The organism is Streptomyces sp. NPDC093544 (assembly GCF_040683495.1).
Taxonomy (GTDB): domain Bacteria; phylum Actinomycetota; class Actinomycetes; order Streptomycetales; family Streptomycetaceae; genus Streptomyces.
This window is the reverse complement of record NZ_JBFBEA010000035.1, coordinates 1-13,886: the sequence shown is the minus strand read 5'-3', so window position 1 is coordinate 13,886 and position 13,886 is coordinate 1. Positions and strand designations below refer to the sequence as shown.

The 13,886-nt window shown below is 68.0% G+C and carries 8 protein-coding genes and 1 pseudogene; 3 read left to right on the top strand and 6 right to left on the bottom strand.

Going from position 1 to position 13,886, the window contains the following annotated elements; all coding sequences use genetic code 11:
* Positions 1–5: 5 nt before the first annotated feature.
* From istA to AB0N66_RS37150, 3 genes and pseudogenes are all read right to left on the bottom strand, one after another.
* Positions 6–1,629: pseudogene (gene istA, locus AB0N66_RS37160) on the bottom strand (IS21 family transposase).
* A 580-nt stretch (positions 1,630–2,209) separates the two neighbouring features.
* Positions 2,210–3,130, bottom strand: coding sequence for a hypothetical protein (locus AB0N66_RS37155; RefSeq protein ID WP_365443446.1), 921 nt, complete (start codon positions 3,128–3,130; stop codon positions 2,210–2,212).
* A 303-nt stretch (positions 3,131–3,433) separates the two neighbouring features.
* On the bottom strand, positions 3,434–3,976 hold the full coding sequence (locus AB0N66_RS37150) for a winged helix-turn-helix domain-containing protein (protein WP_365443443.1): 543 nt from the start codon (positions 3,974–3,976) through the stop codon (positions 3,434–3,436).
* Positions 3,977–4,033: 57 nt separating this feature from the next.
* Between AB0N66_RS37150 and AB0N66_RS37145 the strand changes: the two genes are divergently transcribed.
* Entirely contained in the window at positions 4,034–4,939 is a 906-nt protein-coding gene (locus tag AB0N66_RS37145; RefSeq protein ID WP_365443441.1) for a S41 family peptidase, read from the top strand.
* Between the two features lie 284 nt (positions 4,940–5,223).
* Here the strand turns inward: AB0N66_RS37145 and AB0N66_RS37140 are convergent, their stop codons facing one another.
* Genes AB0N66_RS37140 through AB0N66_RS37130 form a run of 3 tightly spaced genes read right to left on the bottom strand, consistent with a single transcriptional unit; the run spans position 5,224 to position 7,642 of the window.
* Positions 5,224–6,666, bottom strand: a complete 1,443-nt coding sequence (locus AB0N66_RS37140) for a M48 family metallopeptidase (RefSeq protein WP_365443439.1) — start codon at positions 6,664–6,666, stop codon at positions 5,224–5,226.
* Positions 6,663–7,409 carry a sigma-70 family RNA polymerase sigma factor gene (locus AB0N66_RS37135; protein ID WP_365443437.1) on the bottom strand — a complete coding sequence of 249 codons (747 nt, stop codon included), beginning with the start codon at positions 7,407–7,409 and terminating at the stop codon, positions 6,663–6,665. The genes AB0N66_RS37140 and AB0N66_RS37135 overlap by 4 nt, the downstream gene beginning before the upstream one ends.
* Complete coding sequence (locus AB0N66_RS37130; RefSeq protein ID WP_365443435.1) at positions 7,406–7,642, bottom strand: hypothetical protein; 237 nt, start codon at positions 7,640–7,642, stop codon at positions 7,406–7,408. The genes AB0N66_RS37135 and AB0N66_RS37130 overlap by 4 nt, the downstream gene beginning before the upstream one ends.
* 595 nt (positions 7,643–8,237) lie before the next feature.
* Between AB0N66_RS37130 and AB0N66_RS37125 the strand changes: the two genes are divergently transcribed.
* Positions 8,238–8,750, top strand: a complete 513-nt coding sequence (locus AB0N66_RS37125; RefSeq protein WP_365443433.1) for a hypothetical protein — start codon at positions 8,238–8,240, stop codon at positions 8,748–8,750.
* 1,627 nt (positions 8,751–10,377) lie between these two features.
* Entirely contained in the window at positions 10,378–13,059 is a 2,682-nt protein-coding gene (locus AB0N66_RS37120; RefSeq protein WP_365443431.1) for an NACHT domain-containing protein, read from the top strand.
* The last annotated feature ends 827 nt before the right edge of the window (positions 13,060–13,886 follow it).

The following is a 13,886-nucleotide window of genomic DNA, read 5'->3' as shown; positions in this document are numbered from 1 at the left end:
GCTTCTCACTCACGTTGGTCGCCACCGCTGGTGCGGCGGCTTCGGAGCAGTTGGTCATAGGGGGTCACCGACGGCAGAGGTCTGGTGTCCGGCGGAAGGTGCGCCAGCCGCCACTCATGCAGGGATGTGACGGTTGCCGGCGCCTGCCCGGAAACCGCCGAGATGGGCGCGCCGACGTTTGGCTCGTCCTCTGCCTGGGCGGCCTTGCGTGCCTCCAGGGCGACCGCGTCGGCGGTCAGGGCGCCGGCCCGCAGCGCGGTGGCCAGCCCGGCGACCACGTGTTCGTGGGTGAGGTGGCGGTTCAGCAGCAGGACCTCGATCAACGCCCGGGTGCCGTCCCGCTCGCCGTGAACCTTGCGGGCCTGTGCCCACCAGGCGTCGTGGACCGGGGTGAACTTGCCGGCGGAGCGGGCCTGTTCCAGGGCCGTGGCACCAGGGAAAGCTCCCGGCTTGCGAATGAGAGCTTCGAGATAGTGGTCCAGGTCCAAGCGGCAGCTGCCCTTCGCGATCAGCCTCTCGTGCCGGGCCACCTCTACGTTCCCGTCGTAAACAACCAGGTGAGAGGCGTGCAGGACGACGCGCACCCGCTTGCCGATCAGACGGGTCGGGACCGAGTAGCGGTTAGTCCGAACGGCGATCTGGCTGTAGCGGTCGACCCGCGGCGTGAACAGCCGGCCGGTCTCGAACGGCTCCTGCGGCAGTGGCATCAGCAGTGGCTGCTCGACGACGAAGTACTCGTCGACGGTCCGCGGCCGTGAACCGATCCGGCGATGCCCGTCGTGCAGGTCCCACTGGTCGACCATCTCGTTCAGCTCAGTGAGGGAGTCGACTTCCGGGACCGGAGTGAAGTGGTTGCGGCGGAAGTAGCCGATCATCCCTTCGACACCGCCCTTCTCATGGGCGCCTTCAATTCCGGGGCGGCAGTAGAAGCTCTCGATGTTGAAGTGCGAGCGGAAGGCGATCCATCGGTCGGCCTCGACCCTGGCCCTGTTCAGGCCCAGCACCTGGGCGACGGCGGACTTCAGGTTGTCGTAGCGGATCTTGGTTCGCGGGACACCGCCCAGCGTGCGAAGCGCGTGCACGTGTCCTTCGAAGAAGGCTTCCTGGCCGCAGGAGGCGAAGACCCGGTGGATGGCCTTGCCCGAGTAGGACAGGCGGAGCGAGAACAGGTAGCAGGTCACCAGCTCGCCGGCCAAGCGCACGGTCACGTCGCCGAAGTCGACCTCTGCCTCATGGCCGGGCAGGTGGGTCTGCGGCACGAACGCTTCCACCGGGGCTTTGCCCGAGGCCGTGAGAATCTCCGGCTTCGGTCGGAGACGTAGCGCCGGACCATCTGGTAGGACACATCGGCGCTGTGTTCCTCGTGAGTCGGTGGAAAATCCGCGTGATCGTGTGGCGCTGTTTGCGCGGCGCGTCGAGGTCCGTCCGCAGCATCTCGTCGATCACCGGCTTGTACGGATCCAGCGCAGTCGGCCGCGGCGGCAGCTTCTTCCGGGGCTCCGGCCAGACGGAGTCCACGGCCTTCTTGACCGTTCGCCACGACACGTTGTACTTGCGCTCAAGCTCGCGCATCTTCATGCCAGCACGGTGATCACGCCGGATCGCCGCGTACAGCTCGACCTTGGACATCTGCGGCATGACCAGGACCTTTCACCAGGAGCATCCCGATGCTGTCCTGGCAAGTACCGCAGTGCTGTCAAAACTCGTGAACATCACCCGATCGTGGATCTGGGTGCCTCCCAAACCCGTGAACAACTGACGTCACTACTCGTGAATAAAGCCAATCGGTCCTGGTTGCCGTGTCCAGGGCCACGTCGGACGGCAACGGCGCAAACCCAACTCGCTGTTCGCGGAACACAGCTAAGACCACAGACCGAGGCCAGGTCCGTGATCGCGACATCGAGAGCATCATCGGCGTCGGCAGCCCCCTGCACCCTCGACCGCATCATGTTCGACACAAGCCTGGCTCATCTGCCCGCACTTGACCGCTGAGAGCAGGGGAGGGGCTCTCTGTGGATCGGCGGGGAACAGCCGGTCAGTTCCGGGCGAACGCCGAGGAGGGACCCCGATCTTGCGGTTGCCGGTGTTGTCCTCCAGGACCGGCCAACCGACGGAATTCGCTGGCCTGCTGAAACGCAGCTCCCGGAGCATGGGCATCCCGCGAACGCGTGCGGAATCTCCCGGTGAACCGCGGTACGTACGGTGCCGGTCAGGGGCCGAACTCGCGGCCGGGCAGGTGAGGGGACGTCGAACCCGGGGTGTGCGGAGGCTCCGGCAACGGCTCCTCCTCCCGGGTCGCGCGAGCACGTCCGGGGCGAGCCATGTTTCCGTCCTCCGACACAAGGCGGCGAGGGAGCCCGAGGACTTTCCTGCGCCTTTTCGGCTGGCTGAAAGGCTCGAACATGCGCCGCTTTGGCTTGGGTTGTTCCAGCGGCATCGGCGGGTTCGCAGGGTTGGGCTCAGGCTCTGGTACCTCGACGGCTGGGGTCGGATCCGTTGCTGGGTGGGATGGTTCGGCGGCGCCCGCGAAGTTTCGCACCGAGTCGGCCAGCTCCTGCAGCCTGTCCACGTTGATGTGGTGCACGGCCTCGCCGACGACACGGGTCGCGTCGTCGGCGAGGGTCAGGAAGGTGGGGTGCAGGATGTACTTGCCCAGCTTGACCACCGCCTCCCACGTCTCGTCGCCGCGGGCCAGTTCGGTGCAAATGGTGGCGGCCCAGCCCTCAGGTGAGGCGTGCGGGAGCATCAGCCGCCCAAGCACGTCGAAGGCATCGGCCGTCCGGCGCTCGCCAAGATGCGGTACCTCGGCCTGACCCGCCAGGCCGAGGTCGGCCTCTGTCCATCGGTGTGCCAGCGCGTGTACGGCGAGTTGAAGAGAGCTACAGACGAATTCCCTCTGCGCTGCGGCCCCGACCGGCGGGTGGGCCGGCCGGTCGAGACCCAGCATCGCCTGCGTCTGCCCCGCCAGGACACCGAGAGCCCATGCCAGCCGTTCCTGGTCTGGAGAGCGGCGCCGCAGTTCCCGGGCGGCGTCGCGGGCGGCCCTCAGCACCCCGCGAGCCAGCTGGTCGAAATGCTCAAGCGACGTGGCGGCCCACTGATTGGGGCCCGTCGGGTCGTCGGAGTTCACGCTGCTCCCCCTCCTCGGCCAGTCCGACAGTACGAGCGGGAAAGGCCGGTAAGCCCAGGATGCCCCGCCTGATGCCGTTGCAGCCACATCGGCAGCGTCGGAACGGCGGATAGCACGCCCCGGACCGTCACCGCTTCAGTTCTGCACGGTCCGGCGCTCAGACTTCAGCGAGAAGCGCTCAGTGTCCTTCGACATCGAAGATAGTCGCCTGCAACGCGCCGATCTGGGGCGACTGGGTTGGATGTCAATGAGTGCGGTTCGTCTCGTGTGAGCCAGGTGTGCTGTCTCGTGAGGTTGGTGCCACTAGGCGGAACTGGTGGTGCTGGTCGGCAGGGCCTGCTGATAGAGCGCCACCAACACACCGTGCAGGGGCTGGTCCTCTGCATCTTCCTCGGCCTCGTCGACCAGTCGGGCGAGGGTCTCACCGAGTTCTCTTGCCTTCGCGGGGCTGAGACGCAGGTGGCGCAGTGTCAGGTGGGTCTCGGCGGGAGAGCGGTCCAGCTCCTGGGCGACCGCGGCGAGCATCGCGGCGGTGCCTGCTGCTTGGGGTTCGGCGACGACCATGTGACGGGCCGTGCGCTGGTAGTACTGCTCGATGCCGCCGCGGACCTGGCGGGTCTCGGCGATGTGGACCAGCCCGGCTTCGCGGAGCACTTTGAGGTGGTGGGCCACGTTGCCCTTCTTCGCGTCGAGCTGCGCCGCGAGCTGGCTGGTGGTGGCAGGCCGGTGGCCCAGGGCGAAGAGCAACCGTTGACGCAACGGGTGGGCGAGCGCCGCGAACTGGTCGGGCGCACCGATCTCCAGAACATCCTCAGGGGGTGGCAGGTGGGAAGGCTGATCACGCATACCGAAAGTGTCTAATCTCGTTGACGCTTTCGCAAGGGCAGTGCTCTACTCCCTGCCATGACGACTCCGACGACGCTTGCGCCGGCCCCTGTCATCGACGAGACAGCCCGGCTGCTGACCGAGCACTACGTTTTCCCCGAGATAGCCGAGCAGCTCGCCGGCCTGCTGCAACGACGCCTGGCCGAGGGGGCCTACAACATCGAGGGTGCCGAGGAGCTCGCTCGCGTGGTCACCGCGGACCTGCAGTCCGTCAACGGCGACCGGCACCTGAGACTGAAGCACCACGCCGACCCGGTCTCCCCGAAGCAGGGGGTGGCCACCCGGGACGCCATGCGCCGGGACTTCGACACCTCGCTGGGCGGTGCGCCCCGGGTGCAGTTGCTCGACGGAGGGGTCGCCGTGGTGGAGCTGGCACCGATGCTGTTTCCGCTGGAGTGGGCCGCCGAACCGCTGAGTGCCGCGCTCACCCTGGCCTCCCGCGCCCAGGCGCTGATCGTGGACCTTCGCGCCAACCGGGGCGGCGACCCGGACACGGTCGCCTTCGTCTGCAGCTACCTACTCGACGAGCGCACCCACCTCAACACCATGCACTGGCGCGGCAGCGAGCGCACCGAGCAGTCCTGGAGCCTGCCGCACGTTCCCGGCGCGCGCTTCGGCGGCAGCAAGCCGTTGTATGTGCTGTCCAGCAACAGCACCTTCTCCGCCGCCGAAGAGCTGGCGTACGACCTCCAACAGCTCGGCCGCGCCACAGTCGTCGGCGAGCCCACCCGCGGCGGCGCACACCCGTGCAACGGCTGGACCCTGCACCCACACCTGGAAGCCACAGTCCCCGTCGGCCGCGCCATCAATCCCGTCTCCGGCACGAACTGGGAGGGCACCGGTGTGCAGCCGGACATCCCTTGCGCTGCTGCCGACTCCCTCGACCGCGCGCACGCACTGACCCTCGCCCGACTGGCAGGCTGACCCAGTCCAGCTCATCGACAGCATTGCGCGCAGCGCCTCCCCTATCCACATCGGCGGCTGAGTCTCCGTCGGCCTCCAGCGCGCTCACCCCGCACGACCAGGTTCACTGTCATAGAAGCCGAAAGGGCTGGGTTCGCTGTCAAACGCCTGGATTGGATGACAAGGGACAACCCGGCTCCGCGCATTCCGTCACCTCGGTAGCCACATTTCGTCGGTTCTCCGGACCTGGGACGCGTCGTGGATCCCGTCCATGGCGGCGACGCCTCCGGCCTGCCTGCGCCGGTCTACTTCAACGGCAGGAGCGGCAGAGTGGTGAGCCCGCCGGGCGGCGGGACAGGAGGGAGGGTGAACGTCGGAAGGGTCCGCGGCGGGAGCGACGCCTCGGGCCAGACGGTCTGCGCGCTGGGCGGTGGGGAGATCGGTGGCGGATCGGTGCGGGGCGGGGAGATGACGGTGTGGACGAAGGCGCTCGCCGCCAGGACCAGGAATGTTCCGATCAGCATGGTCTTGGCTTTGAACAGCAGGAACGCCCTGTTGAGCTGGGGCGGTTTCAACACTGTGGCGTCGGCATGTGCGGGGGTCGCGCCACCGACCGGGCGCATGGCGTCCTGTAGGGCCTCGGCCAGCTCGGGGAGGTCCCGCAGAAGACCCGCGGCGGGAGGGCGTGCGCTCACGGTCGGTCGGTGGGCGCTGTCCGGGCTGCTGTCGGGGCACAGGGCCGCCAGCCGGACCGCCAGCGGCGGGTGACTGCCGAGCCCGTCCTTGGAGACGACGTTCAGTGCCGAGGTTCCCCTGCCGTCCGTGAAGGGCCGGCCCACCGGACCGGCGAGCCGGTCCGCGAAGTCCCGGAACACGCCGTCGGGAAGCATCAACCGGGGCAGCGACCCGGCGCCGCCCTTCCCGGCCGCCGGTGCCGATGGTCCCTCCGGCCGGGCCCGGTTCTCGATGAACTCGTCCCAGAGCGGTGCCAGGGCGTGCACTGTCCCCAGGGCCTGCGCGAACGTGCGCGCGCCGGCGATCCGGGCCGCCGCGGCGTCCGCTTCGAGCTCCTGACTGCGCCGTACGGCCAAGGTCTGGCGCAGGTACGCACCGTTGTACGCCTTGGTGAGCTTCAGGAGCAGTCGCACCGGCGGTTTGACGCTGGTCTGGTCGGTCTCCATGACCTCCAGAAGGCGGACCGTGCGTTCCAGGGCGACGCTGCCGCGGTGGCTGACAGCCGCCAGTCGGGTGTGCCGGCCCGCGTAGTGCCCCAGTTCGTGGCACAGGACGGCGCGCAGCTCGTCCCTGGTGAGCCCGAGGAGCAGGGGCAGGCCCAGGTCCAGGGTGCGGGGGCCTCCGACCAGGCCCAGAAGCTTGCTGCGTTCGCTGGCGTAGGCGTTGACGGTGTCGGCCAGGCGCATCGTGGCGGGTGCGGCGGTGTCTAGCTCGCCAGCGAGTTGCAGGGTCAGAGCCCACAGTTCGGGCTGCTGTTGCGGGGTCAGCACGATCCGGGGGCCTTCGGCCACGTCGGCGGATGTCGCGGCGAGCAGCCCGTAGGCCAGGGTGGAGACGGGGACCACGGTGAGGGAGCCCAGCAGGGCGAACTGCCAGATTTCTGTGGTCAGGATGGCGATGAGCAGCAGGAGTTGGGTGGCCAGGACGGCGACGGCGAGCAGGTGGACTCCGGCCAGCAGGGCGCAGCCGAGCAGGGCGCGCGACGTGGTCGCCGCCTGGTTCGTCCCTGTCACCTGCGCCCCGTTCCTTCGCGTTGCCGACCGGCAAGGTCGGCCCGGGCCTGCCGTGGTGCCTGTTCGTCCTCCTCGAAGGCCGAGCAGAGCCAGGACTCGGCGGTACTCAGGGCCGCGGCGAGCTGGTCTCCGGGCGCGGGGCCGCCGGTGCCCACCAGCGGTACCTCGCCCAGGGGATCGGTGTCCGGGTCGAGGTCGAGCATGCGCCGGAGGTTGTCGCGCCCCTTGCGGAGGTTCCCCCGCGCCGTGGAGGCCGCGATGTTCAGGTCCTCGGCGATCTCCTGGTGGGTCATGGCGCAGAGGCTGTACATGACCAGCACCATCCGCTGGCGCGGCGGCAGGGCGGCCATCGCGGTCAGCACCCGCCGGGCCTGCGCCGTCTCGTCCGCCAGCGCTTGGCGGGGCAGGGCCACGTCCAGCGCCGCGCGCTTAGCCTTGAGGCGCAGACGCAGCGCGCGCCACAGTTTTCTCCGCATCACCAGACTCACCCACGCGTTGGGCTGCTCGTAGCCGCTGATCCGGTCCCAGTTCTCCAGCGCCGCGAGGAAGGCGTCCTGGACGGCGTCCTCCGCGTCCTGACGGTTACCGCACAGCATCACCGCCCGGGCCAGCAGGGCCGGACGATGAGCCGTGAAGAACGCGTCGAAGTCGACGGGAACGCGTCCGTCCTCCGCTGCCTCGTCGCCACCCCGCGATGCGGGCTCCTGCGCACCGGCCCGGACACTGCCCGTCCCACCGCTCAACGTGCTTCCCCTTCCTGGCCGCTCGACGCGGCCAGGCCATCGCCCCGCACGGTCAGGACGCCCCCGTCCGGGCGGCGGTCCTCCACCTGGACACCGTGACCCGCCAGGCGCAGCGCGGCGAGCACCAGCCGGCCCCGTTCACGTTCACGGGCCAACTCTCGCCGCCAGGCCACCACCTGGAGGGCGATTCTGACCGTAGCGGCCAGTACCGCGAGCACCACCGATTCCCACATACCCGATCACGTCCCCTGCCGACCGCGTAACGTCAGCAGATGCCCTGCCGACTGCAACACCGCTGAACACCCTTGGCGGGAACTTGCGTTTACCCGTCGGCCGGAATCTTTTTCCGGCAGTCGATTACGGGCGTACGGACACCCCGCGCCGCACAGCCGAGGGCGGTGGTCACGCGCCGGCGATCGGGAAGCCGCCACTGGCCGCGGCGAGCCCGATACCGGCGGCCACCCGTCGTTCATGGAGCAGAACCCGCCAGCCCGGCTGGCTACCAGTGGTCTGTGATGGTCTTCGCGGCCTGTTCGATGCCGGGGTCGAGGTCTGCATGGTGGGTGCGGTGTGTGTGCGGCCAGGTCGTGGTCGCTGACGTGGACGTGTCCCAGGAGTGGGATGCCGGCGGCGGCCATGTTGGCTTCGACCGCGTGGACGAAGCCGGGTTCAGGTTCGGCGGCGGGGAGTTCGCGGCTGCCGGTGATCATTCCGAGGAATGAGGTCGGGCGGTGGTAGAGGAAGTTGAGGTGCCGCTCGCGCAGCAGCGCGGCACTCTGTTCGGGGATGAGCGGTTGTTCTCGGCGTTCTTCCGGTACCGCGCCGTGGGTGAGGGTCTCGGTGACGGGGGTGGTTGCTGGCGGCGAGTACGACGAAGTGGTCCACGAGCTTGCGGTGCGGCCAGGTCGGGCGGCCCATGAGTACGACGGTGTCGAAGTGGCGGCGCCCCAACTGCAGTGCGTCGTGGAGCGGGTTGTCGTCATGGGTGAGGAGATTGGGTTCGGTGGGCGGAGTCGACCATGGGGTGTGCTGTTCGACCAGCAGTCCGCCCTGTTTCCGGCCGGTGCCGGCCGTCCACAGCAGGGTGCTGCGGTGCCCCCGGGCCAGGCCTGCTGCCGCCGCCGCTCGGCGGCCTTGCGTTCCTTCACCCGGCGGGAGTGCAGCGCCATGTTGATCCCGTACGGCTTGTACTCATGCACCAGCAGTACCAGCATCCCCTGCCGCGCCCAGGCGGCCGCGATCTGCACCGTGAGCGTGCCGAGCTCGTACCGGTCCTCCAGCAGGAACTGCACCGTGCTCCCGCTGCGCGAGGACGGTGCCGTGCGGCGGACCTGGGTGTAGCGGCCGCCGGCCGCCTGCTGGGCCTTGGGGCCGCTGGCACCGGACTTGGTCATGAGGATCGATCTCCGCTCCAGGGCCCCCGCTGCCCCGCAGAGTCGATGACGCGCGGGCATGGGCGAAACGGTGCGGGACCGTCCCTGGAACCGAGTCGGTTCCGGTGTCCTTCGCCTGGTGCATGACCGGTGCGGGGTACCGGACGCAGGCTCGCGGCGTGCGCATCCTGCCGCAGCCCAGAACCATAGCGGCAGAGCAGATCAACGAGACGGCACGACACCCGCACCTGACGAAGCCGTCCGCAGAACCCGCCCCCGTCCAGCCCGTACGTGCAGTGCGCTGCTGGCGGTGCAACCACTCGCCGGCTCACCTGCTCCGTTGGTATGCCCGCCATCTGCCCGTGAAGCCGCGCGGTCCTGAAGTCCGTCTCGTCGACGGCCGTGACCAGATCGTCAGCTGACCAGGGGCCGGGTGACGATGCGGGCGAGGACGGCCTGGTCAGCGGCGGGGCTGGGTGCCGGGGCGTAGTTCGATCCGGATGGTTTCGTCGTCGATGACGTAGGTGGGGTCCGTGTCGTGGTTCCAGCCCAGCGGCAGCAGGTAGTAGCGGTGGTCTCGTTCGACCAGGAGCCGTAGGCCAGCCGCAGACCGATCGGCCGCGCCGGTGGTGGAGCGGCCGACGTCAGTAGCGGGACTCGGCCGACGCGAGGCGGCGATCCCCGGCGCACGGCATCGTGCTCGCAGACTTCCTGAACTACTGCGCTCCCGAGCGCCTTACGCCGTACTCGGAGGCCGACCGTCTTGGGCTTCCGGCAGCGGCTACGGCATCTCGCACTGGAACTGGTTGACACGCCAGTGCGCGGACGAATAGGTCGGCGCCGGCAGCGACGAGGTCGTACAGGGACAACCCGTCAGTGGTCAGGGGTAGTCCGGCTGGGTGGGAAGGACTCACGGGCGCCTGTCGTGCGGACATAGTGGGGATTGTCGACGACGTGACTTGTGGGGATTCCCCAGGACCACCACACGGCGCGCCTGATCCGGGACGGCGGCATGTCGTGGAGGAATATCACTTCGCGTTCGTTACGGAAGAGATATCCGTAGCCCAAGGCCCGGTTTACGTCGATTCCTGTTCCGGGCCGGTCTACTTCGTACACCCAGGTGCTGCCTCGCGCCGTCTGCGGGAACATGGCCGCCTGGTTCTCCTTTTTGGAATATCCGACCCAAGGGGAACGCGTATTGCGCAATCCGTACGACTTGAGGTCTACGTTCGCGCAGATGGAGGGAATGCGGAATCCGTCCGCGAAGACGGCTGGAGGGTTCTTGTCGTCTCCCCGGAAGACCCGGGCGGGTGCGACGACTGATCTGGCCGGTACGACGAGGTGGGTCCCTGCGGCGGTGGGGAGGGACGTGTTTGTGCGCGGTGCGTACACCTGGGGTGCTCCCGGACTCGCGCCGTGCCGGGCTGGCACGGCTGAGGAGCCGAGGAGGCAGGTCAGGCGGCGGTCGGTGCGGTGTACGACTGGGCTGTTGACGGGTACGTAGCTGGTCGGGGACGCCAGGCGAGTGGTTCGCTGGCGGTTCGCTCCGAACTCCGGAAACGGTGGAGGGCGGGGCCTACAGGGGAGGCGCGAGGATGACTGACGGAGCCTCCGGCGAGGAGCACGCCGGACTCTCGGACGAGGAAGTGCAGTTCTTCGAGGCACTGACCGAAATACGCCGTCGAGCCGGCAATCCGAAGGCTGCGAGCCTGATACAGCTGGGCCTTTCCTCGAAAGGCGACACACTCCTCAACAAGGCTTCCTTGAGCGACTGGTTCGGCGGGAAAACCGTGCCGGGCGATACTGAATCGTTCCGCTGGCTGGTCTCCTACTTACTGGAACGGGCCGCACAGAAAGGGGGGAAAGGCCTCATGGGGCGCAAGCACTTCGAGTTACTACGTGCCAGGGCGGCCGCCGCGAAAACGGGGCGCATGGGCGGAGAAAAGGCCGCTGGCCAACTCGAGGTGTATCTCCGGGCAGCAGGCGAAGCCGCCTTCCACCACCCCAACCCCGGGACCAGGAGGTGGACAACACCGAGCCTCACTGACGTCTACCAACCGCAGATCGTCATCAGGGCGTCTCCCGGCGGAGCAGGGGCTATCAAGGGGTTCTCGGCGCCCGCGGACGGTTCTCCGTGGGACCCCGTCGATGTACTGCACGGCGGGAGCTGTGTTCTCGTAGCGGGGCCCGGCGGCGGAAAGTCGAGCCTCCTGCGTCAGGTGTTGAGGGCCGGCCTGGAGGATGCCAGGCCCGGTTCCCCGGTCCCCGTGCTGCTGCCCGCGTGGGCGTTGACCGGTTCCCGGCCGCTGTGGCATTCAGTCGCCCAGTACGTCGTTGAGGAACTGGGTCCACTCGCCGGGGCCCATGAACTCTTCGTCGGCCGACCCGGACCCCACGCGCGATGGCTCCTGCTGGTCGACGGTCTGGACGAGATCATCGATCCGGGCCAGCGCAAGCGGGTGCTGGAGATCCTCAGCGGCCCGCTGCAAGGCGCGGATCCGGCCTGTGTTGCCGTGGTGGCGAGCCGCCCTCTTCCCGAGGCCGAGTTTGAGGTCCTGGGGAACGGTGTGCCGCGGTTCGAACTGCAGCCATTCGACAGGAAGAGCTTCAACGCCTTCACGCACGCGTGGTTCTCGGCCCAGGGCGCGGCCGACCCCGCAGGCAAGTCTGCCGGCCTGGCTCGCTCGGTATTCCGATCGGGGCACGCCACACTGGCCCGCACCCCCCTGATGGCCACCATGCTCTGCTATCTGTTCCAGCCGCATGACCAGACGGAGGAGCCCGTCGGCGGACGCAGCGACCTGTACGGGCGGTTCACAGACCTACTCTGGGAGCGCCAGTTCCACTCGGGACTGCGGCAACGGATCGAAGCAGCGTTGAACCTCTACGGAGAGAACCTCTCCGAGCATGTGGTGGAAGAGACCCAGAAGATCGTTGAACTGCTGGCATCGAACGCTGTTTCCGCCGAACCCGAGCCTCTCCCCGCGAACTTGGGACAATGCCCGCCCGCGGTGCCGGAAACGGTGTGGCGCGTAGTGGTGCGGGACTCCTTGCGGAGTACCGGGCTTCTTGTCGAGAGGGCTGGCAAATGGGAGTTCATTCACCAAACACTGGCTGAGTTCCTCGCTGTCCGGAGTCTCGCACGCGACCCCGCCGTTCTGCGAAATCAAGCCCTTGCCATTCTCAACACCGGTCCGCTGCTCCGCCTCGGGAGACTATTCGGCCCCGGTATGCCCTGGGAGGCGCCGACATTGGGCGACTCGTATGCAGGATTCGTCCTGGACCGAGCACGGGAAACGGGGGTGGAACTCGACCGTTTCCTCCGTCGGCTGACTGTGCGCGGAGGTACCAAAGCGCGCTCGTTCATCGTGAGGCAGCACATATTGGGCACTCGTGTCGCATCCCAGTTCGTGGATGCCGCCATGGAGCAACTGACGGATACAGCGCTGCTGGGCGGGGCGCAGGGGGAGGACCGCATTGATGCCTTGTACGTACTCCTCGCGTTGGAGGATCCCCGTGCCGAGCTGGCCATGGCCGAGGTGGCGGCTGCTCCCCACCAGCTCCGCGTCGACATAGTCGTCGACCTGCCCATCGACACCAGTGCCGGTCCGGTGGGTGAAGGGGCGAGATCCATGGCGCTCAAAGAGTTGTGGGAACGAAAAAAGCTAGTGACCGCCCTTGCCAGGATCGCCCACAACCGAGATATGCCGGACATGGCGCGGGTGTACGCGGCATGGACGATGGTGGTCATGGGATGGGACGAGGACCGACAACGAGGACTTGACGCCCTGGAGAGTCTCACCCGCAGCGGTCTCGACGCGCCGGCCCACCGTCTCGCCCTGCAGAACCTGGCGGCCCTGAGGCGCCGCAACACCGCGATCGTCGGCGCAGTCACGGGACTCGCCAGCTCTCCCGACACCGTGCTGCTCGGCCGCTTCGACTCGGCGGGACGCTTCCGCTGGGTCGGCCGGACCAATCCTGTGGAGGAAGCAGCCGGAAGGGAACTAGGCGCGCTACTCACCCCCGCAAACGCCGATCATCCATGGGCACGAAAAGCTTTCCGCTCAGGGTGGAGGAGACGGCGCCTCCAGGACGTTGCGCGGGTCGAGCTGACCGTCGTGGTCGAAGTGGACTCTGCCCCCTCCTACGGCCGCTGGTTCGAGCCGATTGGCCTACTACGAGTTCGCTACGATCTCACGTCCTCAGACGTGCCTTCGACGGACGAGACACCCTCCATGAGCGGCCTTGCAGGGGACCCGCCGCATCCCGCGCCATAGGGCGACGCTCGCCCGGTCCCACACCTCCACCTCGACCGCCAGCCCAGCACCCGCACCCGGTCCTCGGCCTCCACACCGGGTATGGCACGAGGAGCGCCGAGTCCTGGCGTGCCTCAGTCCGCTGATGGACGAGCTGTACGAGGCGCTCATAGAGCAGCTCGCGGCCGGCCCGGGCATCTTTCGTATCCGGGGGGACGAGAGCGGGGCGGCCGGCTTCATGAGCACCTGGATGGGCACCCTGCGCAAGCTGACCGAGGCCAAGAAGAAGCGCCGTCGACATGGCCCAGCCTCGTGCTGGCTGTTGGGGGTGCTGCGGGAGCCTCGGGGCGGTGCTGGTGCCCGGAGGGAGCCACAGCCCCTTCAGGGGCGTTCTGACTCTCCGTCATGGCGCTGTCTGCCGGGGTGGGTTGGGCCCGGAGGGCCCAACCCACCCCGGTATTGCGTGGGTTACCTTTCTCCACGGAATACCAATTCAGTTATTCTCACATTTCAGGGAATCGGAGATTCCCTGAAATGCCTTCAAAAGGGAATGGAATTCCCGCCAAACACCTGACATCGCCTCAACATAAAACCCCAACTCCGTAAATTCACACCGCTTTTCCGTTCCGGAGGAACGCAGTTTATGAATTAAGGCCGGAGGCCGCAATTCATAAACCCCAGCCGGAGGCTGGCAATTCGCGCGGGGACGCGCGAAACGGAGCGCAGCGGAGTGTTCGGCTTCCGGAGGAAGAGCGAAGCGGCGGCCGGGTGAGCGCGGTCGGTGTGCCCGGCACGGAGCCGGGGGCCACTGCGGTGGTGTCGGCGGCAGGCCGCCTGGTGACCCCCGG